Raw genomic sequence first — 23,694 nt, 5'->3', positions numbered from 1 at the left:
CAACTCGCCGTCGCCTGATGCTTCCGCGGGACCGACAGACTCTGCGCAGCCTGCTCCCAGCACGCCTCGCGCCCAGCACCGTCGGAGTCGTACCCGTTGAAGCGCCTCGTCGCGGCCGTCACCGCGGGCCTCGCCGCCCTGGTCATCTCCCCAGGGCCGGCGTCCGCGCACCCGTTCGGCGACCCGCAGACGGTCACCATCGCCGCCGACGGCGCCCGGCCCGAGGTCGTCCACGTGCGCTGGAAGGCCGGCGGCCTGGACGACCTGGTGCTGCTCGGGGTGTCGCTCGGGCTGCTGCCCAAGGACCGGGTCATGCTCGACGGCGCCGTCTTCTACCGCGACGCCGACGCCGCCGCGATCGGCCCGTCGCCGCGCTTCGCCGCCTACCTGCTGCGGCAGATCACCGTCTCCGGCGCCGGAGAGTCGTGTACCGGCGCCGTCGAGGCCCCCGCCGACCTCGCCAAGAGCGGCGTGACGATCGACTACACCTGCCCCGCCCCGGTCGGCACCGCGACCGTCGGCGTGCGCACCTTGACCGACCTGAACCCGGCGTACCAGACGATGGCCACGGGTCCGGCCGGCGAGCGCACCGTCTACCGCCAGGGCGCGGACACCCACGACTGGGCCCTCGGGCCGTCCTCGAGCGCCGGGCAGCACCTGGGCCTGAGCGCTTTTTGGCAGATCGGGGCCGTGCTGCTGCTGGCCGGCGTCGTCGTGTTGGTCATCCGGAGAATCCGTGGAGGAGCATCATGAGGCACCACTTGCGGCGGCTGCTGGCCGTCGCGCTGGTCGGCGGGGCCGTCGTGGCGATCGGGCCGGCCGGCGCGCAGGCCGCTGACGCGCCGCCGACGACCGGGGCGCCGGTGCTCAACCTGCGGGACGGGCAGACCCTCGAGGGCACGGTCAGGGTCGACGCCGAGCCGGCCATCGAGAACGACTCGGTCGTGGCGCTGAGCGTCGACGGGACGCCGGTGGCCGCCCAGCCGACGGCGGGCACCGCGCACTTCGCGTTCGACATGGGCGGCAACGGTACCGAGGCCCGGTACCACAACTACATCACCGTCAACGGGCACACCGCGGACAGCGAGCGGGTGTGGTTCCCGGACATCCCCGGCGGCCGCGCCGGCGTCCTCGACTTCCCCGGCGACTGGCTGCACCCGGGCGTCAACACCATCACGGTGCACGCGGGCGCGAACTGGGTCGACACCACCAACACGGCCGCCGCCGGGGTGGAGACGCTGCCCAACGGCGAGGGCCTGCGCTGCCCCAACTACGACGACTTCCCGCTGAGCAGCCTGAGCCTCAGCCTGATCGGGGTCGTCGCCGACGGCGAGCAGAACTCCTTCAGCTACAGCTTCGGCGACGGTACCTGCGGCAGCTCGCCCCACCTGCTCGTCCAGGACCTCACCTTCGTCGTCTCCGGCACGCCGGGCGGCACGGCCGGGCTCGGCGCCGACCTCGACACCCGCACCCTGGCCAACGGCGCGCACACGGTCACGGCCACCACGAGGTCCGGCGCCACCGCCAAGGCCGCGGTCGCCGTGAACAACGCCCCGGCCGGCGCCCCGTCGCTCACCCCGGCCGACGGCGCCCTGGTGAAGGGGGCCAGGCCGGTCATCGCGGCGCTCACCGGCGGTACCGGAGAGGTGGCATCCCTGGCGGTGGACGGGCAGCCGGCCGAGAACGCCGAGACCCTCGCGGCCGGCACCGCCACCCTCGGGCTGACCGTCGAGGCCGGCAACTCGGCCGAGGCCAAGTACCACAACTACATACTCGTGAACGGCAACCGGGTCGACCTCGGCGGCGACTACGGCGTCGCCGGGCAGGAGACGGTCGCCCTCAAGTTCCCGAACCGCTTCCTGCACAACGGCGACAACGTCATCCGGGTCAGGACCGGCGACTACAACGGGACCGCGGCCGGGGCCACCTGCGCCAACCACGACGACTTCCGGGTCACCGCGACGCCGATCCTGGCGCCGGGCACCGCGGGCACCGTCACCCGCGGCACCACGTACCTGTGGACCGGCGAGACCCGCGCGGCCACGGCCGACGCCTCGCTCGCCCTCGGCGACGGCACCTGCGGGGCCAACAAGGAGGCCGAGTTCCACTTCGACATCGCCGGCGCGCCCACCACGCGCACGGTCGACACCCTGGCCGCGGCCGGCGACGCGCACCTCAAGGTGTTCGTCGGGGGCAACGGCGCCGACAGCGGCTTCGACAACAAGGTGCTCATCAACGGCATCCCGCTCGACCTCGGCATCTGGGAGAAGGAGGTCGCCGACCTCGCCTTCCCCAACGAGTGGCTCGTCCCCGGCGTCAACGTCCTCGAGTTCGTGGCCGGCAGCGACCACGGCAGCGCCAACCCCGGCGGCTGCGACAACTACGACGACTTCACGCTGCGCGACTTCCAGCTCGCCCCGGTGGCCGGCACCGCCACCCAGGTGACCCGGATGACGGCGCAGAACACGGTCACCATCGGCTCGGCCAGCTATCCGGCCGGTTCGCCGGTCACGGTGTACGTCGGCGACGGCACCTGCGGCAGCTCGTTCAACGCCACGCTGGACAAGACGGTCCTGTTCGACATCGCCGGTGCCGGCGCTGCCGGTCGCCGCGCCGACCTCGACACCGCGAAGCTGGCCGACGGCCGGCACACCATCACCGCCGTCGTCGGGGACAAGACCTCGACCCGCACGTTCACCGTCGACAACACCGCCCCGCAGGTCGCCCGGAGCGTGCCGGCCGAGGGCCAGCGGCTCACCTCGACGGTCGCGCTCGTCGTGAACGTCACCGACGCCACCGGGGTGGCCGGCACGCCGGTCATCACGCTCGACGGCAAGGCGGTCAAGCAGGGCGACCAGATCGGCCGCGGGCTGCCCGCCGGGGCGCACACCATCGCGGTCACCGCGGCCGACACGCTCGGCAACGCGGCCACCCGCGAGATCCACTTCACCAGCGCCGACATCCCCGACGTGCCGGCCGAGCTGACCGCGAGCGTCACCGGCACCGCGAACCGCCCGACGGCGAACCTGTCGGCCAGGGTGCCGGGCGCGGCCGGCGTGCCCTTGACGGCCACCTTCACCAAGGCCGACATGGTACTGCCGAGCGGCGGCTACCAGGGCACCGCGAGCTCGGTGCCGGCGGCGCTCGACGTCGCCCACGACACCACCGTCGACGTCGGCTCGCTGCAGCCGCTCGACGGGCGCACGCTCGCCACCCCGTCCAGCCGGGACGTGGTCTTCCAGCGGTACGACCTCGCGGTGGGCGCCGCCGCCGACCCGACCCTGCGCTGGGAGGGCACCATCGACCCCGAGCGGGTCGTGGCGCTGCGGGTGTGGGACCCGGCCGCCGGGAAGTGGGTCGTGCTGACCAGCTCCCGCGGCCAGACCGAGCGGGCGACCGTCCTGGCCGCCCAGCTCGGCGCCGGCTACCGCGACGGCGGCACCGTCCACGTTCTCGTCACCGGCGAGGACCCGTTCGCCGACGACCTCTCGCCCCGCGACGCGACCGCCCAGCAGGACAAGGACCACTTCGAGGACCCGGGCAGCTACGACTTCGCGCTCGCCCACTTCACGGACACGCAGTACCTGACCGAGGGCGCCGCCGGCGGCACCTACGACGACTGGGACGGCAAGGCCGAGGCCACCGACGTCGAGACGGCGGAGGAGCAGGCGATCTGGGCCGCGGCCTATCGCGACACCACCCAGTGGATCGCCGACAACCAGGCCGGGCGGAAGATCGCCTACACCGCGCACACCGGCGACGTCATCGAGAACGACTACTACGACCCGCTCGCGAGGAACGCGGACGGCTCGCTGCAACGGCCCGGCCTGAACGAGCAGGTCGACAAGGAACTGGCCGCCGCCTCGGGGTACCAGAAGATCCTCGACGACCACGGCGTGGTCAACCAGGTCATCGCCGGCAACCACGACGACCAGCTCGGCGCCGAGACCGGCCCCGACTCCCGCTTCTCGAAGACGTTCAGCGCGGACCGCTACTACGGCGTGGCGAAGTCCTGGCCGGCCGGCACCGAGTACCACGCCTGGGACGAGCAGAACGGCGCCCCCGGTCGGGACAACCAGAACAACTACGTGCTGTTCTCGGCCGGCGGGCTGGACTTCGTCGCGGTCGGGCTCTCCTACGGGGTGACCCCGCAGGAGGCGAAGTGGGCCGACTCGATCTTCAAGAAGTACAAGGACCGCAACGGCATCCTGCTCTCCCACGACTACCTGAAGCCGTCGACCAACCCCGACGGGCGCGGCGCGGACTTCTCGGCGCCGGACGGCTCCCCGCTGTACAAGCAGGTCGTCGAGGCCAACCCGAACGTGTTCCTGGTCCTCGCCGGCCACGAGCACGGCGTCGGCACCAACCTCAAGACCGGCGTCGGCGTCACCGTCGCCCACGACGTCGTCGAGCTGCTCGCGGACTACCAGTTCTACACGGTCCCGGCCGGGGAGCTGTGGCCCACGCTGGTCGACGCGGCGGGCAACATCGACGTCAACGGCGACGGCCGGCCCGACCACAAGGCGGCCGACCGGCTCCAGTTCGGCGCGAGCTTCCTGCGCCTGCTGCAGTTCGACGTCGACCGGGCCGTGATGCACATCGACACGTACTCGCCGTTCCTGCACAACTACGGCGCGACCGAGTACGACATCCGCCAGGACGGCAGCCAGACCAAGCCGCGCTACAACGGCGCCGAGGACAACCTGACCCTCCCGGTCGACCTCACCAGCCGCAAGACGTCGTTCGCGACCGACTCCCTGGCCGCGTACGTCCCGGCCGGCACGATCGGCACCGACCGGGTGACCGCGGGCGGCACGGCCACGGTGAGCTGGACCGGCCTGGCCCCGGCCACCTCGTACGCCTGGCTCGTCACCGCGGCCGGCGCGGACGGCGGCGTCGCGGTCGCCCAGCCCGCGGTGTTCCGCACCGGCAAGGGCACCCCGGTCCTGGCGGCCACCACGGCCCCGGTGAACTGGGGCACGGCGGCGACCGTCACGGTCAAGGCCGACGCCGAGGGCCTGCCGGTGGCCGGCCCGGTCGAGCTGCGCGAGGGCGACAAGGTCCGCGGCAGCGTGCCGCTGGAGAACAACCAGGCGGTCTTCAAGCTGCCGCCCGGCCTGGCCCCCGGCACCCACACGCTCCTCGCGACGTACGCGGCCACCGACACCTTCGCGGCCGCCCAGGCGACCGTGAGCGTGGTCGTGAACGCCCCGGCGGCCTGGAGCGCGAGCAGGGCGTACCAGGGCGACGAGCGGGTCACGTACGACGGGAAGGTGTACCAGGCCTCCTGGTGGACCCAGAACCAGAAGCCCGGCGACCCGAACGGCCCGTGGCAGGAGCTGGCCCTCGCCGAGGACGGCACCGCCCTCTGGACCGCGTCGCGGATCTTCAACACCGGCGACGTGGTGACGTACCAGGACAAGCAGTTCCGTGCCCGCTGGTGGACCCGCAACCAGGCCCCCGGCGACCCCAACGGCCCGTGGGAGGAGATCGCCCCACCGGCGCCGGGCGGCGGCCCGGCGGCCTGGACCCCGACGACGGTGTACAACGCCGGCGCTCGGGTCTCGTACGCGAACCACACGTACGAGGCCAGGTGGTACAGCCGCAACCAGACCCCGGGTGACCCCAACGGTCCCTGGAAGCTGATCGGCTAGCACCTCGCAAGAGGGGGAACCGGCCGGGCGCCTGCGGGCCCCGGCCGGTTTTCGCTGTTACTTGACAGTGGAAACGACGATGGCTTCGATGATCGGCACGGTCGCAGCGAGGGGGACGCCGTGGAGCTCGGGGTCGATTTGGGGACGTCCAGCACGGTCGCGTTCCTGCGCCGGGACGACGGGAGCACCGAGCCGGTGCTGTTCGACGGGGCGTCATTGCTGCCCTCCGCGGTGTACCTCGACGACGCCGGGCAGCTGCTCGTCGGCCGGGACGCGCTGCACTCCTCGCGGGCGCACCCCGAGCGCTTCGAGGGCAACCCGAAGCGGCGCATCGACGACGGGACCGTGTTCCTGGGCGCCGCGGTGCCGGTCGAGGCCCTGCTCGGGGCGCTGCTGCAGCGGACCGCGGCCGAGGCCCGGCGCATCGCCGCCGGGCCGATCGCGGGGCTGAGCGTGTGCCATCCGGCCTCCTGGGGGCCGAGCCGGCGAGCGGTGCTCGAGCGGGCGGCGGCCACGACCGGGCTGCACCGGGTGCGGCTCATTCCCGAGCCGGTCGCCGCGGCCGCCTTCCACCTGCGCCGGCACGCGTCCGGGCCGGTCGACCTGCTGGTCTACGACCTTGGTGCGGGCACGTTCGATGCGGCCGTCGTGCGGTACACGCCGGGGCAGGCTCTTGAAGTGCTGGCCAGTGGTGGGCTGGACGACACCGGTGGGCAGGACGTGGACGCGGCGATCGTCGGGCTGCTGCGCGGGCGGTGCGGGACGGCGGAGCAGTGGGCGCGGCTGGACAATCCGGGCACGGTGGCCGACCGGGCCGCGCGGCGGCAGCTCTGGGACGACGTGCGCACGGCCAAGGAGATGCTGTCGCGGTCGGCCACGACGACGCTGTACCTGCCGCTGCTGGAGACCGACCAGATCCTCACCCGGGCCGAGGTGGAGGGGCTGGCCGCGCCGATCGTGCAGCGGACCCTCGACGCGATCACGGCGACGGTGTCGGGGTGCACGGTGCAGCTGCGGCCGCTGGGCGGGGTGGTGCTGGTCGGCGGGGCGAGCCGGATGCCGCTGGTGGCGACCATGCTGCACCGGGCGCTGAACTTCCCGCCGACGATCATCGACCAGCCGGAGCTCGTGGTGGCGGCGGGGAGCATCGACCCGCTGCTGATCGGCTCGCCCGTTCCCGCGCAGGTTCCGCTGCCGCCCGCGGCGTGGCAGCCGGTCATGGCGGTTGCAGCGCCTCCTCCGCCGGTTCTTCAGCCCGCTCAGCCGGTTTTTCCGCCGGTCGCGCCGCCTGCCCCAGTCGTGATCACGATCGTGGAGCTCGTCTCGGTCAGCCTGCCGTCGGCCTCCGGGGTGACGCTGCGGGGGCAGCTGCACGCCGGCTACGGGGTGATGGAGCACGTCTTCCCGGCCGACGCCGACGGCAACCTGCTGCTGTTCGCCGACCCGGACGCCCTGTGCAAGTACGCGGCCGCGCACGCCGCGACCGACCCGCTGCTGGCCACGCCCGGGTTCCGGGTGCGCAACGACGGGGCCGACGAGCTGCGGTTCGACCTCGATCTGCTGGTCGAGCACCTGAGCGGGCCGCCGGAGGGGTGGCTGCCCGCGTACGTGTGCCGGTGCCGGGACCTGTGCGCCCAGCTGGCCATCTTCCTGGAGCTCGACGGGATCGACGACCTGATCGGCGAGCACACCGCGATCGACCGGGCCGACGACATCCTGCGCCGGCACCGCCTCGATCCGACGGCGAAGGCGGCGCGGCGCAAGCTGGCCCGGCTCGACCTGGAGCTGCTGCGGGAGGACTGGGCCGACCTGATCGCCCTGATCGACCAGTCCACCGTGCCAGTTGACTGAACGAAGTGCCTAACGGTTGACGGCCAGTTCGCCGAGCTCCGACCAGTCGTCCTGGTCGACCGTCTGGCTCACGATCTTCGGGGTCTCCTGGAGGTACTGCGGCAGCGTTCGCTGCGCCTCCTTGAAGTGCTCGGAATTCACGTGGGCGCCGCCCGCCTCGCCGTCGCGGAAGGCCTCTACCAGCACATACTCGTTCGGGTCGTCAACGCTGCGGGACCAGTCGAACCACAGGCAGCCGGGCTCCGCGCGGGTCGCGCTCGTGAACGCCCCGGCGATGGCCGGCCAGTTCTCGGCGTGCTCGGGCAGGACGCGGAACTTGGCGGTAATGAAGATCATCTGCTACTCCTTTGTCCGAGATCCATCATCTCGTGTGGGGGCGCGCGGTGGCGGGGTCCCGATCCGATTCGGCACAGCGAAGCGATCCCGAATCGGATTGGGGTGCCTGTAGGTTCGACTGTGGCATGGGGGAACGTGCCAGAATGACCAGCACTGCCGGTGGAAGAGGACGGTCGATGGACGAGGCGCTCGCGCGCAGCGGGATCATGCAGGGTATCGACGCCGAGGCGGCGGAGGAGCTCTCGCGCGGCCTCGACAACATCGACGTGCGCCGCGGCGACGTCCTGTTCAACGAGGGCGAACCCGGCGACAGCCTCTACATCGTGCTGACCGGCAAAATCAAGCTCGGCCGGCGCGCCCACGACGGCCGGCAGAACCTGCTGGCCATCATGGGCCCCGGCGACATGGTGGGCGAGCTGGCCCTGTTCGACCCGGGCCCGCGCACCGCGACCGCCACGGCCGTCGTCGACTCCCGGGCCGCCCGGCTGACCAAGACCTCACTGCGCACGTGGCTGGTCCGCCGCCCGGAGATCGCCGAACAGCTCCTGCGCGTGCTGGCCCGCCGCCTGCGCCGGACCAACGACGCCCTGGCCGACCTCATCTTCACCGACGTCCCCGGCCGCGTGGCCAAGAAGCTCCTGCAGCTCGCCGGGCCGTTCGGGGTCCGTGACGGCGGGGTCCTGCGGGTCACCCACGACCTCACCCAGGAGGAGCTGGCCCAACTGGTCGGCGCCTCCCGCGAGACGGTCAACAAGGCCCTGGCCGACTTCAGCTCCCGCGGCTGGATCCGCCTGGAGGGCAAAAGCGTCGTCATCGCCGACCCGGAGCGCCTGGCCCGCCGCGCCCGGGTCTGAGAAGCAAGACTTTCCGCTGCCCGTCAGACCAGGTGCGGTTTTGAGGGGGTGTGGGTGGAGCGGAGCTCCCCCACCGCTTTTCAGGACATAACGGTGTATCACAAAGTGCCCAGGCGCCCATACAGCGAAAACCTTCCGCTGCCCCTGGGACAAAGGCCAGCACCTACCGCCGACGTTTGTGCTGCGCCCGCCGAGCCAGGGGAGCGCCGTCGAGGATGACGATGCATTTGTTCTCGAGGCGCACCCAGCCGCGCGACGCGTAGTTGGCGAGCACCTTGTTCACCGACTCGCGTGAGGCGCCGACGAACTGGGCCAGTTCGGTCTGGGTGAGGTCGTGCACGACCCGGGTCGCGCCGTCCTCGGCCACGCCGAACTGGTTGGCGAGCTGGATGAGCTGACCGGCGACCCGCCCGGGGACGTCGCTGAAGAGCCGGTCGTGGACGGTCGCGCGGTTGCCGCGGATGCGCCGGGCCACGATGCGCAGCAGCTGCTCGGCCACGCCGGGGTGGCGGGCCATCCACCGGTACAGCGCCGTCTTCGACAATCGTGCCAGCCGCGCGTCCGCCACGACCGTCGCCGTCGTGGTGCGTGGGCCGCCGTCCAGCAGTTCGACCTCGCCGAACGGCTCGCCCGGCCCGACCAGGGCGAGCAGCCCCTCGCGGCCGTCGGAGGAGCGGCGGGACAGCTTGACCTTGCCCGAGAGCAGCACGTACAGGCTGTCGCCGGCCTCGGCCTCGCGAAACAGCACGGTGCGGCGGGCCGCGTCGACCGTTTCGAACTCGGCCGCGAGGTCGTCGGCCGCGTCCGGGTCGAGGGTGCTGAACAGTGTGGAGTCGAGCGGCCGGCGTTCCAGCAGCGTCAGGCTCATGGTCCCTCCCCGGGTGGCGGTACCGAGTACCATTCCGACGGTACTAGATCCCACTTGGCCGAGGCAACAGCCGGTTTCGAGGTAGGCGAGGATGGCACGGTGACCGGAACCCCCGCGAAGCGGCGACTCGTGGACGCCGCCCTCGACCTGTTCGACGAGCGCGGCTACGAGCAGACCACCGCCGACGACATCGCCGACCGGGCCGGCGTCGGGCGCACGACGCTCTTCCGGCACTACCGGTCCAAGGAGGACGTGATCTTCCCGGACCACGACCGGCTGATCGCCGCGGTCCGGGAGCGGCTGGCCACCTCGACCGCCGACACCGCCATCGTCGCGGTGACCGAGGCGGTGCGGCTGGTCCTGCTCAGCTACGTCGAGGAGGGCGACCGCGCGCGCCGGCGGTACTCCATCACCAGCAAGGTGGCCGCCCTGCGGGACCGGGAGATCGCGAGCGTGGCGCGTTACCAGCGGCTGTTCCGCGAGTTCATCGCCGGCTGGATGGGCCCGGCCCCGGCCGACGCGCTGCGCGCCGAGCTGATGGCGGCCGCCGTCGTCTCGGCCCACAACCACGTCCTGCGCCGCTGGCTGCGCCGGGAGGCGGCCGACCCGGCGGCCGAGCTGGACGCCGCGATGGCCCGGGTGGTCCAGCTCTTCGCGGCCGACCCGCAGCCCGCCGCCGGCTCGATGGTCATCGTCCTGCGCGACGGCCGCGACCCGGAGCAGGTCGTGACGGCCGTGCGCGAGGCCCTCAAGCGGTAAAGATATATATCTGCGAACACGTCGCGGAAACGAGCCGTTCCTAGCGTGATGCCATGGCCGACACGCTGGAAACTCCGCAGCATCAGGATCTCGTCGAGGCCGCCGGCATGCCCGTCGGCAGCGGGGAGGTCAGGCCCGGGTACGACCCGCGGCTCACCAACGAGGACCTGGCCCCGCTGCGCAAGCAGACGTGGGGCGCGTACAACATCTTCGCGTTCTGGATGTCCGACGTGCACAGCGTCGGCGGCTACGTGACCGCCGGCAGCCTCTTCGCGCTGGGCCTGTCCAGCTGGCAGGTGCTGGTCGCGCTCGTGGTCGGCATCTCCATCGTGTACTTCTTCTGCAACCTCGTGGCCAAGCCGAGCCAGGCCACCGGGGTGCCGTATCCGGTCATCAACCGCGTGGCGTTCGGCGTGCTCGGGGCGAACGTGCCGGCCATCATCCGCGGCTCGATCGCCGTGGCGTGGTACGGCATCCAGACCTACCTCGCCTCGGCCGCCCTCGACGTGGTGGTGCTGAAGCTGTGGCCGGGCCTGGCGCCGTACGCCGACGTCGACAAGTGGGGCTTCGCCGGGCTGCCGCTGCTGGGCTGGTGCTCGTACGCGCTGCTGTGGGTGCTGCAGGCCGCGGTGTTCTGGACCGGCATGGAGACGATTCGCCGGTTCATCGACTTCTGCGGCCCGGCCGTCTACGTGGTCATGGCGGTGCTCGCCGGCTATCTCATCTACAAGGCCGGCTGGGGCGGCATCGACCTGAGCCTGGGCGAGGTGCGGTACCACGGCTTCGACGCCGTGCCCGTGATGCTCGGCGCGATCGCGCTCGTGGTGTCGTACTTCTCCGGCCCGATGCTCAACTTCGGCGACTTCTCCCGCTACGGCAAGTCGTTCCGGTCGGTGCGCACCGGCAACCTGCTCGGCCTGCCGGTCAACTTCCTGGCCTTCTCCATCCTCGTCGTCGTCACCTCGTCGCTGACCATCCCGATCTTCGGCGAGCTCATCACCGACCCGGTGCAGACGGTCGCCCGGATCGACTCGACGTTCGCGATCGTGCTCGGCGCGCTGACGTTCACGATCGCCACCATCGGCATCAACATCGTCGCGAACTTCATCTCGCCGGCGTTCGACTTCTCCAACGTCAGCCCGCAGCGCATCAGCTGGCGCGCCGGCGGCATGATCGCCGCGGTCGGCTCGGTGCTCATCACCCCGTGGAACCTCTACAACAACCCCGACGTCATCCACTACACGCTGGAGATCCTCGGCGCCGCGATCGGGCCGCTGTTCGGGGTGCTCATCGCCGACTACTACCTGGTGCGCAAGCAGCAGGTCGACGTCGACGCGATGTTCACCATGAGCCCCGACGGCCGGTACTGGTACCGCAAGGGCTACAACCCGCCCGCGCTCGTCGCCACGGCCGTCGGCGCGATCGTCGCGGTCGTGCCGGTGCTGTGGAGCGGCGGGCCGGGGATGCACACGACGGCGCAGTACAGCTGGTTCATCGGGATGGGCCTGGGCCTGGTCACCTACCTGGCCCTCGCCCGGAAGAAGTGACATGCGCATCCGCGTCGTCAACCCGAACACCACCGCGGCGATGACCGCGCTGATCGGGGCGAGCGCCCGGGCCGTGGCCGGTCCGGGCGTGCTCGTCGAGGCGGTCACCTCGGCGATGGGCCCGGCCTCGATCGAGAGCCACTACGACGAGGCGCTGAGCGTGCCCGGGCTGCTCGCGGCGGTGGCCGCGGGCGAGGCGGACGGCGTCGACGGCTTCGTGATCGCCTGCTTCGGCGACCCCGGCCTCGACGCCGCCCGGGAGCTCGCCCGCGGCCCGGTGGTCGGGATCGCGGAGGCCGCCATGCACGCCGCGACGCTGCTCGGCCGGGGCTTCAGCGTCGTCACCACCCTGGACCGGACCCGGGGCCGGGCCTGGGACCTCGCCGCGCGCTACGTCGCCGCGGGCGCCTGCCGCGGCGTGCACGCGTGCGCGATCCCGGTGCTCGCCCTGGACGCCGACCCGCACCTGGCCGACCGGGTCACGGCGGTGGCCCGGCTCGCCCTGGACCAGGACGGCTCCGACGTGATCGTGCTGGGCTGCGCGGGCATGGCGGGCCTGTGCGACACCGTCTCGTCGCGCCTGGGTGTTCCGGTCATCGATGGAGTTGCCGCGGGTGTACTCCTCGTGCGTTCGCTGATCACGCTGCGCCTGTCGACGTCGGTGCACGGCGAGTACGCCCGGCCGCCCGTGAAGGAGTACGCGGGCGCGCTGTCCGGGTTCGCTCAGGGCGACTCGGCGAACAGCCCGGTGTCGCGGGGGAGCCGGGCGATGTAGGACTGCAACCGTCCATGGTGGACGGCGCAGGCGGCGATGAGCGATTCCGGGTCGCGGGCGGTGAACGCGGCCAGCATCGCCGCGTGGTCGTGGTGCAGCAGCTCGCGGTCGGCCGGGCCCAGGTGGGTCATCGGCTGCAGCGGCTCGGTCATGTTCCAGGCGGTCCCGAGCATGTGCAGCAGCCGGCGCATCCGGCACGGGCGGATCAGCGCGAGGTGGAAGCCGCGGCTCTCCCGGTGGTACGCCCGTCCGTCGCCGGCCCGCACCGCCGCCTCCAGCGCCGCGTGGGCCGCCAGCGCGCGCTCGTCGTCCTCGCGGCGGGCCTGCGCGACCGCGACCCGGAGCGCGGCCGTCTCCAGCGCCTCCCGTACCAGATAGATCTCCGCGAATTCCTCCAAGGTAAGTTTCGCGACCCGGTAACCCAGGTTGGGGCGGTGGTCGACCAGGCCCTCGCCGATGAGCGTCATCAGGGCCTCGCGCACCGGGATGCGGGACACGCCGAAGGCCGCCGCGACCCCGTCGACCGGGATCGCCGAGCCCGGCGGGACCTCCCCGTCGAGGATGCAGGCGCGCAGGTCATCCACGATGGCGCCGGGGGAGCGGCCGGCCCGCCCGGCGAGCCGCGCGACCAGCACCGAGCGCCGCCGGGGACCGGGCATCGCACACCTCCCGCGCCCGAGCGTAGGTGCCCCCTGTTATCGGCGTATTTCCGGGAACGGTCCGGGAGCGCTTCCATTGACATGCTCGCATGTGTCGATCACGCTGGCGGCTCCGCAACTCCCGCTACGAGAGGATGCAGCGATGGCGAAAACCCTCGGCCGTATCGCCGACCGGGTCCTGGGGCGGCTCGCCCCCTCGGCCGACGCCGGATGTGCCTACGAGTGGGTCACCTGTCAGTGCAAGGGTGGCCTGCGGTACCAGAAGCGGTGCATGTACGGCTGCTCGGGCGTGCCCAACCACTGCTACTCCTGCACGGTCACCGGCACCTGCTGACACCCCACCCGGCGGCGCCCGTGCGGGAGCGCGGGCGCCGTCCCCGGTCTTTCTGGAGGACTGCCATGACCACCGCGCTGCTCGTCGCGGTCGTGCTGCTCGCCGCGCTCACCGTGTTCAACCTGATCGTCGTGCTCGGGGTCGTCCGCCGGCTGCGCTCGTACGAGGAGCGCCTCGGCGGCCTGGCCGAGCCCGCGCCGGTGCTGAGCACCCACCTGGGCGCGCGGGTGGCCGACTTCACCGCGTCCACAGTGGACGACCGGCCGGTGTCGCGGGCCGCACTGAGCGGCACGACGCTGTTCGGTTTCTTCTCGCCCGACTGCCCGGCCTGCCACGAGCGGCTGGGCGACTTCCGGGCCACCGCCGCCCGCCACCCCGGCGACGCCTACGCGGTCGTGGTCCGCGACGGCGGCGACCTCCCGACGGTCCTGACCGCCCTGGCCGGCACCCCGGTGATCCTGGAGGACCCCGAGGGCCCGGTGGCGACCGCGTTCGGCGTGCGCGGCTTCCCCGCGTTCGTGCTCGTCGACGACGAGGGCCTCGTCGAGTCGTCCGGCTACCAGGTCCCGGTGCTGGTGCCGTAGACCCGCCCGGTCCCGGCGCCACAGGGAAGGTCGGGCGCCGGGACCGGATTTCTGGGGGTGCGGGATCAGGTCAGGCGGGCTCGCCCGACGGGACGGCCAGGGCGGTGCCGAGCGCGGCCGGCACACCCAGGTTCGGGGTGCCGTCGGCGTTCCAGGTGATCTTCTGGGCGCGGGTGCTGCGGTTCAGGTCGCAGTTGCCGGACGAGGACGTCGTCGCGTGGTACACGATCCAGTCCTCGGTCCCGTCCGGTGACTTGAAGAAGCCGTTGTGGCCCGGGCCGTACACCCCGTTGGCGTTGGAGCGCTGGAAGATCGGGGTCGAGGTCTTCACCCACGACGAGGAGCTCAGCGGGTCGCCGCCGTTGTACGTCAGGATGCCGAGCTTGTAGTCGGGCGTGGAGCAGTGGCTCGCGGAGAAGACGATGAAGGTCTTCCCGCCGTGCTGGATGACCTCCGGCGCCTCGTTGACCGCGCCGCCGACCGTCTCCCAGCTGTACGTCGGCGTGGACAGCAGCCGGCGCGTGCCGCTCGCGGTCCACGGGTTGGACAGCGGGCGGATGAACATCGGCTGCGAGCCGTTGTAGTAGGTGCCGAGCAGGTACAGCTGGCCGTTGAGCTGCAGGATGGTCGGGTCCAGCTCCCACGTGTTGTTCTGGGTCGGGTCGAGCAGGTCGGCCTTGAACGTGTACGGCCCCATCGGGTCCAGCCCCGCGCTCTCGAGCACGTGGATGCGTTGCGTGCCGAGGTTGTACGGTTCGGCGCCGGCGACGTAGTAGAGGTACCAACGCTGCCCGTTGGGTCCGTCGAGCAGGTGGAACTCCGGCGCCCACATCGTGCCCGCCCCGTTGGACCGCGTCAGGTTGAAGATGACGGTCTCCGGGGCGCTCGCGAGGCCGCCGAGGGTCGCCGACCTGCGCATGGTGATGGTGCGGTTCCAGGTCGTCGCGGCGAGGTAGTAGTAGCCGTTGTAGTACTGCAGCCACGGGTCCGGGCCCTGCGGGTCGAGCGGGTTGGTGAACGTGCGGCCGCCGGTGCCGGTGCCGGGGTTGTAGCCGGCCAGCCGCCAGACCCGCGTCGTCGCCGTCGTGCACGGCAGCTGCACCAGCTTGGCGTTGACCGCGGTGCTGTCCCCGGCCGGCGTCACGCACTTGCCCGACTGCGCGCCGACGAGGTTGAAGGTGTTGGTGGCGCCGGAGACGGTGACCGCCTGGAGCCGGAAGCGCTGGTTGTTCTGGTTGTTGCAGGGGTACTGGATGACGAGCCCGTTGTCCGCAGTGGACTGTCCGGAGATGTCGAGGCACGACCCGGCGGTCAGGGTGCCGACGGTGTAGGTGTTCGCGACGCCGGAGACGGGCGTGAACGTGAAGTTCTGGCGCGTCGTACCGTTGCAGGCCGCGTTCTGCAGCTGCAGCGCGGCGGTCGACGCGCCGCCGGGCACCTCGGCGCAGTTGCCGCCCGCCTGCAGGACGACGGTGCTGGTGAACGTCACCGGCGCGGCGGCCGCCGGCGACGCCTCGAGGGCCACGAGCGGCAGCAGTACGGCCGCAAGGAACGCGGCGGCGGTTCTTCTCATCTCTCACGTCCTCGGGATCGGATCCGAAAACCCTTTCGAGGATGGTGGCCCGCCCAACTCACGCAGGTCAATGTTGTGACAAATTGTTATGGGGGCCGAAATGTTTTCGACCCCCATGGCCGTGCGTGTTATACCGCCGTGCAGGTGAGCGTGGGCACCGAGTTGGTGCTGCCGTACGAGCCGAGGAATCCGAACGAGGCGCTCTGCCCGGCGCCGACGGTGCCGTTGTAGGCCACGTTGGTCGCGGTCACGTTCGCGCCGCTGCTGGTGATGCCGGCGCTCCAGAACGAGCTGACCGTCTGGCCGTTGGCGTAGGTCCACCGCACGGTCCAGCCGGAGATGGCCTGGCTTCCCGCGGTGACGGTGACCTGGCCCTGGAAGCCGCCCGGCCACTTGCCGACGATGCTGTACGCCGCGCTGCAGGACTTCGCGCCGGTGCTCTGGGACGGACTGCGGCTGGGCGACGCGGAGCTGCGCGACGGCGATGGGCTCGACGACGCGCTGCGCGAGGGCGACGGGCTCAGGGACGAGCGCGACGGGGACGGGCTGGAGGTTCCGCCGTACACACTGGCCTGTTTGGCGGTGGCCTTGATGCCGTGCGCGCCGTTGAAGATGCGCTGGCCCCAGGTGGTGAGCTGGCTGGGGTTGAAGTTGGTGGCCATGTCGAGGACCGGGTCGGTGTTGCCGCTCCACGACCAGCCGATGTAGCCGAGGCCGCGGGCGTCCGCCTGGGCCAGCAGCGTCTCGTGGTCGACCTCGCCCGACTGGAACTGCCAGCCGAACTCGCCGATGACCAGCGGCCAGTTGTTGTTCTGGAACCGGTCGAGGTAGTCGATGATGGTCTGCGCGCTGGCGTAGACGGCGTACATGTGGATCGACAGCACGGTGTTCTTGAGCGTGTCCGCGTCGTACACCGTCTGCGCGTTGTCCCGCATGACGTTCTGCCAGTCCTGGCCCCAGTTCGGCGCGTCGACCATGAGCAGGTGCTGGAAGCCGTTGCTGCGCATCTTCTGGATCGCCGCGACGGTGGCGGCCGTCCACTGCGCCGGGTTGTTGTTGCCGATCGGCTCGTTGCCGATGTTGATGGAGATGTAGCTCTCCTGGCCGACGAGGTTGGCCTTCTGGCTGATCCAGTAGTTCACGGCCTCGTCGAGCGTGGCGGCCGCGCCGTCCTCGCCGTAGCCGGTGGTGTCGTGCACCTCCAGCACGCAGATGAGCTTGTTCGCCTTGCACAGCGCGATGACGTTGGCGACGTCGTTGGACGGCCCCCAGCGCTTGCCGGAGCCGAGCACCACCCGCACCGTGTTGGCGCCCAGGGCCTTCACGTCGGCGAAGGCCTGCGTGTTCCCGGTGTACCAGACGTGCGGGTGGTTGACCCCGCGCATGATGAACTGCTGGCCGTTCGCCTCCACGATGTTGCGCCCGCTCACGTGGAGACCGACGGCGGCGGACGCCTCCTGGGCGTACACCACGAACGACGCGGCCACCGCGACCAGCGCGGCGGCGAAGATCGTGAGTCGTCTCTTCATGGGGTACTTCAGTACGCCCCGAAGTTTCGAAAAATCAATCGAAGCGCTTCGAGGTGTGGCCGGACCAGCGGCGGGCCCGGCGGCGGGGGTGAAAGATACAGCCGCTGGGTATGCGCACGTCATGGCCTCATACACGGTGAACCCCGCGGCGGTCGAGCGGGCCCGCGCGCTGATCGACGCCCGGCAGTACGTGCTGGACAGCGACTGGGGCGCCGTCCAGCCGCACGCCGACGCGGGCAACACGTTCCTGAAGCGGCACTCGTGGGCCGACTACGGCGCGTGGCACCTGGGGCTCACCGAGGGCGCGTCCGAGGAGACCAAGGCCCGGTACGCCTTCGTCTACGGCGACTTCCGCCGGGTCCACCGCACCGGGCTGATCGCCTGCGTCTACCGCGCCTCGGAGTGGCGGCACAAGGACGTCGAGCTGGCCGCGCACGACCTGCTGCAGCGCCTGGACGCGCAGGCCGGGATCAGCTGACCCGCAGGACGTGGCGCAGCAGCGCCCGGGTCCCGTCGCGGCGCGGATGCTCGGCGACGAAGGCCGTGAGCTCCGGCACCATCCAGGCCGGGTGGCCGAGGTGGCAGGCCGACGCGAAGCGCAGTTCGACCGCCCGCAGCCGCAGCTCCTCCAGCCGGGCCGCGGCCGCGCGCAGCGGCGGCGAGTCCAGCCCGGCCAGCGCCGGCCCCCGCCACTGGGCCAGCGCGTCGCCCAGCAGCCGGGTCGCGCGCTCGTGGTCGCCGCCGGCCGCGGCCCGCTCGGCCGCTGCCGTCAGCCGCTCGAACTCGTGGAGATCCAGCGCACCCCGCTCGACCCGGACCAGGTAGCCGTGCGGCCCGGCCACGAGGCACCCGGCCGCCCCGGGCCCGAGCGCCCGGCGGAGCGCCGCCACCTGCGTCCGGACCAGGTCGGCGGGGCTGCCCGGCGGCCGGCGGCCCCAGATCGCCGCGGCCAGCCGCGCGCTGGTCACCTCGGCGTTGGCCTGCAGCAACGCCGCCCCGAGCAGCGCCTGCTGGCGGGCCGAGGTGACGGCCACCCGCCCGTCGGCCGCCCGCACCTGGACCGGGCCCAGTACGCCGAACGTCAACACCGGCCCACCTCCGTCGCGGGCCGTTCCCCCTGACGGCCGCACCCGCAGCGTGGCGGACGGGCGTTGGAAATCCGTTAATGCGGCGTTGGTAGCTCTCGATGCGTCAATCCCGCCCTTACCCAAACGGTCGTTCCGGGTCGTATGATCCGACAGGCCGGACCCATGAAGGCCGCGACTGTTGGGGGGACTAGATGCGAAAGTTGGCGCTGGCGTTATTGGCGTCCGGGGCGATTGTGTTCGGCGTGGCCACCGCGGCACACGCCTATGTGAAGCCGGAGAAGTGCTACACGAACGCCGGCGAGATCCTCTGCCTGACCCCGGCACCCCAGCCCACGCCGACCCCGACGCCCTGACCGGTGCGGATCGGCCTGCTCGGGCCGCTGGAGGTCATCGACGACGACGGCGTGCCCGTCGAACTGCCCGGCGGCAAGCCCCGGACCCTGCTGGCCGTGCTCGCGTCCCACGCGGGCCGGCCGGTCTCGGCCGAGGTTCTCATCGAGTCGCTCTGGGGGGCGGCGCCGCCCGCGCGGGCGGATGCCAACGTCCGGGTGTACGTGCACCATCTGCGCAAGGCCCTCGGCGGTGACCGGATCGGCCGCCGCCCCGAGGGGTACGTGCTGTGGCTGGAGCCGGGCGAGCTCGACGCCGCCCGGTTCCGCTCGCTGCTCGCCACCGCCCGTGGGGCCGAGCCCGCGCAGGCGCTGGAGGCGCTCGAGGCCGCCCTGGCCCTGTGGCGCGGCCCGGCGCTGGCCGGGCTGGAGTCGGTCCCGGCCCTCGCGGCCGACGCCACCGGCCTGGAGGAGCTCCGCCTGCAGGCCCTCGAGCAGCGCTTCGAGCTCGAACTGGGCCGGGGCCGGCACGAGGAGATCATCGCCGAGCTGCGGGCGCTGACCGGGCAGTACCCGCTGCGCGAGACGTTCCGCGGCCAGCTCATGCGCGCCCTGGTCGGGGTCGGCCGGGGCGCCGAGGCGGCCGCGGTCTACGAGTCCGTGCGCCAGGTCCTCGCCGACGAGCTCGGCCTGGACCCCGGACCCCAGCTGCGCGACCTGCACCTCGCCGTGCTGCGCAACGAGCAGCCGGCCGCCGTCACCACCGACCCGCCGCGCTTCGTCGAGGTCGTCCCGCGCCAGCTCCCGGCCCGCGTCGCCGGCTTCGCGGGCCGCGCCGAGTGGCTGGCCCGCCTCGACGAGCTGCTGCCCACCGGCGACCCGGACCGCGACGTGCCCGTCGTCACCATCAGCGGCCCCGGCGGCATCGGCAAGACCACTCTCGCCGTGCACTGGGCGCACGCGGTCGCCGAGCGTTTCCAGGACGGCCAGTTGTACGTCAACCTGCACGGCTTCGACCCCGTGCGGGCGCCCCTGGAACCCGCCGCGGCGCTGAACCTGCTGCTCACCGCGCTCGGCGTGCGGCCCCGGGACATCCCCTCCGACCCGGCCGAGCGGGAGACCCTCTACCGCAGCGTGGTCGCCGCCCGCCGGGTCCTCGTCGTGCTGGACAACGCCTGCGACGCCGCCCAGGTCCGCCCCCTGCTCCCCGGCGGCCCCGGCTGCCTGGCCGTCGTCACGAGCCGCGACCCGCTGGCCGGCCTGGCCGCCGCCGGCGCCCGCCCGCTGCTCCTCGACCTGTTCGACACCATCGAGGCGGCCGACCTGCTGGAGCGCCGCCTGGGCCGCTGGCGGGTGGCGGCCGACCCGGCGGCCGTCGCCGACGTCATCGCCCGCTGCGGCGGCCTGCCCCTCGCCCTGAGCGTGGTCGCCGCCCGCGCCGCCGTGACCACCACCCCGTCCCTGGCCGCGGTCGCCGGTGAGCTCGGCCGGGCCCGCCGCACCCTGGACGGCTTCGCGGGCGTCGACGCGGCCACCGACCCGCGGGCCGTCTTCTCCTGGTCGTACCGCGTCCTCGACGACCCCGCCGCCCGCCTCTTCCGCCTCCTGTCGGTCCACCCCGGCCCCGAGGTGACGGTGCACGCCGCCGCCAGCCTGGCCGCCGTCCCGCCCGACGAGGCCGGCGCGGCCCTGCGCCGGCTGTGCGCCGCGTCCCTGCTCACCGAGGCCGGCCCGGGCCGCTACGGGGCCCACGACCTGATCCGCGCGTACGCCGTCGAACTGGCCGAGACGACCGACCCGCCCGCCGACCGCCACGCCGCCCTGTCCCGGCTGCTGGACCACCTGGTGCACACCGCGTACCCCGCCACCCTGCTGGTCGACGCGAACCAGACCCCGACCCCGATCGACCCACCGGCCCCGGCCGTGACCCCGGACCCGATCGAGGACCGCCAGCAGGCCCTGGCCTGGTTCGACGCCGAGCGCCCGGTCCTGCTGGCCGCCGTCGAGCGCGCCGCGGCCGCCCACCCGTCGCACGCCTGGCAGCTCGCCTGCAGTTGCGTGGTGTACCTGGAGCGCACCGGCCGCTGGCAGGACAAGCTGGCGGTGCTGGGCATCGCCCTGGAGGCGGTACGCCGCACCGGCGACCGCTCGGTGGAGGCCCGCATCCTGCGCAGCCAGGGCCGCACGCTGGGCCGCCTGCACCAGCACGACGAGGCCACCGCCCACCTGCGCGCGGCGGTCGCCCTCTACCAGGCCCTGGGCGACGGCAACGGGCTGGCCCACGCGACCGGGACGCTCGGCGAGCTACTGGAGGGCGCGGGCCGCTACGAGGAGGCGATGACCTACTCCCAGCGGGCGTGCGAGCTGTACCGCCGCAACGGCAACACCCTGGGCGAGGCCCGCTCCTTCGGCGGCGTGGCGTCGCTGCAGACGATGATCGGCCACTACGCCGAGGCGATCGCCACGTGCCGGCGCGCCCTGGAGCTGTTCACGGCGGCGGGCGAACCGGCCGAGCTGGCCGGCGTCTACGACACCCTGGGCGTGGCCCACCACCACCTGGGCGCGCACGCGAAGGCGATCGAGTGCTTCGGCCACGCCCTGGACCGCCTGGCCGACTCGGGGGAGCGCTTCTACCTGGGCCTGGTGCTGACCCACCTGGCCGACGCGCGGCGGGCGGCCGGGGACCGGGACGGGGCGCGGAAGGACTACCGGCAGGCGCTGAGCATCTTCACGGTGCTGGGCGCCCGCGAGGCGGAGACGGTCCGCAACCAGCTCGCGATGCTGTCGGCCGAGGTCAGTCCGCGCCGTTCGTCGTGAAGGTGCAGCGGCCCGCGGGGGCGACGAAGGCGCCGTCGTGCCAGTACGAGAGGACCCACGAGGGGATCGTCAGGGTCACGGTGCGCGTCTCGCCCGGGGCCAGGGTGATGCGGTCGAACGCCACCAGCCGGCGGATCGGAGCAGCGACCGGCCAGTCGTGGGGGGTGCAGTACACCTGGACCACCTCGTCGCCCGGGACCTCGCCGGTGTTGGTGACCTCGACCGTCGCCGTGGCGCCGTCGACGGTCAGCGGGCCGTGCGCGAACGTGGTGTACGACAGGCCGTGGCCGAAGGGGAACAGCACCGGGCCGCGGTGGTACTGGTACGTCCAGCCCGCGCCGATCACGTCGTAGTCCAGTGGGGCGGGGAGGTCGGTGTCGCCGCGGTACCAGGTCTGCGGCAGGCGGCCGCCGGGATTGTTGAGGCCCAGCAGGGTGTCGGCGATCGCGGTGCCCTGTTCCTGGCCGCCGTGCGCCGTCCACACGATCGCGGGCACGTGCTCGGCGGCCCAGTCGATGGCGTACGGGTACGACGACACGAGCACCAGGACCGTGTTCGGGTTCGCGGCCACCACGGCGCGCAGCAGGCGGTCCTGCTCCGGCGGCAGGGCCAGGTCCGCGCGGTCGATCGTCTCCCGGCCGTTGATGTGCGGGTCGTTGCCGAGCACCACGACGGCCCGCTCGGCCGCGCGGGCCGCCGTCACCGCCTCGGCAACGCCGTCCGTCACCCGTTCCAGCCGGAACTCCAGGCCGGGCCGGTCGCCCCGCACGACGCCGCCGTCCAGCCGCCACTGCTCGCGCACGACCCAGCCGTCCGGGGCCGGGGCCGCCGTCGACACGCTGCCGTCCTCCTCCACCGTCAGGTAGCCGCCGTCGTCCACCGACCGGAAGGTGTGCGCGCCCGATCCCCAGTCCTGGTGGGCGAACAGGCCGTCCAGTCCGGACAGACGCACCAGGTCCAGGCCCGGGGTGTACGTGACCTCGTCGAGGCGGCCGCGCAACGCGGCCTCGATCGTGATCGCGTACGGGAAGTCGCCGCTGTACCAGTCGCGCAGGACCTGCCCGCCCAGGGCGCCGATCACGGCCACGCTCCCCGCCAGCGGCAGCGCCCCGGAATCGTTGCGCAGCAGCACGATCGACTCCCGGGCCGCCCGGAGCGCGAGCCGGTTGTGGGCGTCGCAGGCGATCACCTCGCGGCCGATCGACGCATAGGGATCGTTCGACGGGTCGAACTCGCCCGTCAGCGCGCGCAGGGCCAGCAGCCGCGATACCGCCGCGTTCACGTCCGCCTCGGTGATCAGGCCGCGGTCCAGGGCCTCGGTGAACCGCGAGATGGTCGGGGCGGAGTCGGTGCCGTTGTCGGTGTAGCTGTCCACCCCGGCCAGGAGGGCGGCGGCGTGGGACTCGGCGTGGGTGGGGAACTGGGCGATCAGGTTCGACGGGGCCTGCGCGTCCGAGCAGATCACCACGTCGGGTTTGGCCGCGCGCAACGCCGAGCGCAGCAGCGGGTGGACGTGGTTGGGGATGCCGTTGACGAGGTTGTAGCCGGGCATCACGCCCGCCACGACACCGGCTCGCAAGGGCTCCAAAAAGACCGGCAGCTCGTACTCGTGCAGCACGCGCTCCGGCACCCGCATGTCGATCCGGTCGCGGTCGGTCTCGACGTTGTACGCCAGGAAGTGCTTCAGCACCGGAGCCGTCCGCCACACCACCGGGTGGTCGCCGCGCAGCCCGGTGCAGAAGGCGATGGCCAGCTCGGCGACCATGAGTGGGTCCTCGCTGTAGCCCTCCTCGTTGCGGCCCCAGCGCGGGTCGCGCAGCGGGTTCACCACCGGCGACCAGACGTTGAGCGAGGCGCCTCCGTCGCGGTAGGCGCGGACCTCCGTGGCCGCCGCCGCGCCGACCGCCCGCAGCAGCTCGCGGTCCCAGGTCGCGCCGAGGCCGACGGCCTGGGGGAAGACCGTGGCGCGGCCCAGCCAGGCGGCGCCGTGCAGGGCCTCGCAGCCGGTGTGGAAGGCGGCCAGCCCCAGCCTCGGGACGGCCGGCTGGTGCTGGTGCAGCAGGGCGATTTTCTCGGCGATGGTCAGTCCGTCGAGCACGCGGCACTCCTCACGTCGAAGCGTTTCGATGATGGTCAA

Annotated in this window: 19 protein-coding genes; 12 read left to right on the top strand and 7 right to left on the bottom strand. The window is 72.5% G+C overall.

Annotated elements, in window-relative coordinates:
- The first annotated feature begins 96 nt into the window (after window positions 1-96).
- The 3 genes from ACQP00_RS38755 (at window position 97) to ACQP00_RS38745 (ending at window position 7,505) form a co-directional block, all read left to right on the top strand.
- Window positions 97-753 (top strand): hypothetical protein, encoded by a 657-nt coding sequence (locus ACQP00_RS38755; RefSeq protein ID WP_433205983.1) that lies wholly within the window; start codon window positions 97-99, stop codon window positions 751-753.
- Window positions 750-5,654 (top strand): carbohydrate-binding protein, encoded by a 4,905-nt coding sequence (locus tag ACQP00_RS38750; protein WP_433205980.1) that lies wholly within the window; start codon window positions 750-752, stop codon window positions 5,652-5,654. The genes ACQP00_RS38755 and ACQP00_RS38750 overlap by 4 nt, the downstream gene beginning before the upstream one ends.
- Window positions 5,655-5,774: 120 nt before the next feature.
- The gene (locus ACQP00_RS38745) at window positions 5,775-7,505 is read left to right on the top strand and encodes an Hsp70 family protein (protein ID WP_433205977.1); all 1,731 of its coding nucleotides are present in this window, start codon (window positions 5,775-5,777) and stop codon (window positions 7,503-7,505) included.
- Window positions 7,506-7,514: 9 nt separating this feature from the next.
- Here the strand turns inward: ACQP00_RS38745 and ACQP00_RS38740 are convergent, their stop codons facing one another.
- Window positions 7,515-7,841, bottom strand: a complete 327-nt coding sequence (locus ACQP00_RS38740; protein WP_433205974.1) for a putative quinol monooxygenase — start codon at window positions 7,839-7,841, stop codon at window positions 7,515-7,517.
- A 176-nt stretch (window positions 7,842-8,017) separates the two neighbouring features.
- Here ACQP00_RS38740 and ACQP00_RS38735 point away from each other — a divergent pair, with 176 nt between their 5' ends.
- Window positions 8,018-8,695 carry a Crp/Fnr family transcriptional regulator gene (locus ACQP00_RS38735; RefSeq protein ID WP_433224138.1) on the top strand — a complete coding sequence of 226 codons (678 nt, stop codon included), beginning with the start codon at window positions 8,018-8,020 and terminating at the stop codon, window positions 8,693-8,695.
- A gap of 163 nt (window positions 8,696-8,858) precedes the next feature.
- On the opposite strand, the gene ACQP00_RS38730 is transcribed toward ACQP00_RS38735, so the two are convergent.
- Window positions 8,859-9,563, bottom strand: coding sequence for a Crp/Fnr family transcriptional regulator (locus ACQP00_RS38730; RefSeq protein WP_433205971.1), 705 nt, complete (start codon window positions 9,561-9,563; stop codon window positions 8,859-8,861).
- A 99-nt stretch (window positions 9,564-9,662) separates the two neighbouring features.
- Between ACQP00_RS38730 and ACQP00_RS38725 the strand changes: the two genes are divergently transcribed.
- The 3 genes from ACQP00_RS38725 to ACQP00_RS38715 are packed head-to-tail and all read left to right on the top strand — an operon-like array spanning window position 9,663 to window position 12,644.
- Window positions 9,663-10,322, top strand: coding sequence for a TetR/AcrR family transcriptional regulator (locus tag ACQP00_RS38725; protein ID WP_433205968.1), 660 nt, complete (start codon window positions 9,663-9,665; stop codon window positions 10,320-10,322).
- Between the two features lie 53 nt (window positions 10,323-10,375).
- Window positions 10,376-11,869: an NCS1 family nucleobase:cation symporter-1 gene (locus ACQP00_RS38720; protein ID WP_433205965.1), complete on the top strand. Its 1,494-nt coding sequence runs from the start codon at window positions 10,376-10,378 to the stop codon at window positions 11,867-11,869.
- A 1-nt stretch (window position 11,870) separates the two neighbouring features.
- Window positions 11,871-12,644 carry an aspartate/glutamate racemase family protein gene (locus ACQP00_RS38715; RefSeq protein ID WP_433205962.1) on the top strand — a complete coding sequence of 258 codons (774 nt, stop codon included), beginning with the start codon at window positions 11,871-11,873 and terminating at the stop codon, window positions 12,642-12,644.
- Here the strand turns inward: ACQP00_RS38715 and ACQP00_RS38710 are convergent.
- The gene (locus ACQP00_RS38710) at window positions 12,593-13,303 is read right to left on the bottom strand and encodes a GntR family transcriptional regulator (protein ID WP_433205959.1); all 711 of its coding nucleotides are present in this window, start codon (window positions 13,301-13,303) and stop codon (window positions 12,593-12,595) included. The two genes, ACQP00_RS38715 and ACQP00_RS38710, sit on opposite strands and share 52 nt — an antisense overlap.
- Before the next feature lie 142 nt (window positions 13,304-13,445).
- Between ACQP00_RS38710 and ACQP00_RS38705 the strand changes: the two genes are divergently transcribed.
- Window positions 13,446-13,637 carry a hypothetical protein gene (locus ACQP00_RS38705; protein ID WP_433046598.1) on the top strand — a complete coding sequence of 64 codons (192 nt, stop codon included), beginning with the start codon at window positions 13,446-13,448 and terminating at the stop codon, window positions 13,635-13,637.
- 65 nt (window positions 13,638-13,702) lie between these two features.
- Entirely contained in the window at window positions 13,703-14,221 is a 519-nt protein-coding gene (locus ACQP00_RS38700; protein WP_433205956.1) for a TlpA disulfide reductase family protein, read from the top strand.
- Between the two features lie 70 nt (window positions 14,222-14,291).
- Here the strand turns inward: ACQP00_RS38700 and ACQP00_RS38695 are convergent, their stop codons facing one another.
- On the bottom strand, window positions 14,292-15,794 hold the full coding sequence (locus tag ACQP00_RS38695; RefSeq protein ID WP_433205953.1) for a family 43 glycosylhydrolase: 1,503 nt from the start codon (window positions 15,792-15,794) through the stop codon (window positions 14,292-14,294).
- 128 nt (window positions 15,795-15,922) lie between these two features.
- Window positions 15,923-17,323, bottom strand: coding sequence for a cellulase family glycosylhydrolase (locus ACQP00_RS38690; protein ID WP_433205950.1), 1,401 nt, complete (start codon window positions 17,321-17,323; stop codon window positions 15,923-15,925).
- 121 nt (window positions 17,324-17,444) lie between these two features.
- Between ACQP00_RS38690 and ACQP00_RS38685 the strand changes: the two genes are divergently transcribed.
- Complete coding sequence (locus tag ACQP00_RS38685) at window positions 17,445-17,801, top strand: hypothetical protein (protein WP_433205947.1); 357 nt, start codon at window positions 17,445-17,447, stop codon at window positions 17,799-17,801.
- Here the strand turns inward: ACQP00_RS38685 and ACQP00_RS38680 are convergent.
- Window positions 17,794-18,411, bottom strand: coding sequence for an AfsR/SARP family transcriptional regulator (locus ACQP00_RS38680; RefSeq protein WP_433205944.1), 618 nt, complete (start codon window positions 18,409-18,411; stop codon window positions 17,794-17,796). The two genes, ACQP00_RS38685 and ACQP00_RS38680, sit on opposite strands and share 8 nt — an antisense overlap.
- 191 nt (window positions 18,412-18,602) lie before the next feature.
- Between ACQP00_RS38680 and ACQP00_RS38675 the strand changes: the two genes are divergently transcribed.
- Window positions 18,603-18,764, top strand: a complete 162-nt coding sequence (locus tag ACQP00_RS38675; protein ID WP_433205941.1) for a hypothetical protein — start codon at window positions 18,603-18,605, stop codon at window positions 18,762-18,764.
- 3 nt (window positions 18,765-18,767) lie between these two features.
- Window positions 18,768-21,557 (top strand): BTAD domain-containing putative transcriptional regulator, encoded by a 2,790-nt coding sequence (locus ACQP00_RS38670; RefSeq protein WP_433205938.1) that lies wholly within the window; start codon window positions 18,768-18,770, stop codon window positions 21,555-21,557.
- Here ACQP00_RS38670 and ACQP00_RS38665 read toward each other — a convergent pair.
- Window positions 21,535-23,655, bottom strand: a complete 2,121-nt coding sequence (locus tag ACQP00_RS38665) for a beta-glucosidase family protein (protein ID WP_433205935.1) — start codon at window positions 23,653-23,655, stop codon at window positions 21,535-21,537. The two genes, ACQP00_RS38670 and ACQP00_RS38665, sit on opposite strands and share 23 nt — an antisense overlap.
- Window positions 23,656-23,694 lie beyond the last annotated feature (39 nt).

The sequence above is a fragment of the Dactylosporangium sp. CS-047395 genome (assembly GCF_050942185.1).
Taxonomy (GTDB): domain Bacteria; phylum Actinomycetota; class Actinomycetes; order Mycobacteriales; family Micromonosporaceae; genus Dactylosporangium.
This window is presented reverse-complemented; position numbering and strand designations above follow the sequence as displayed.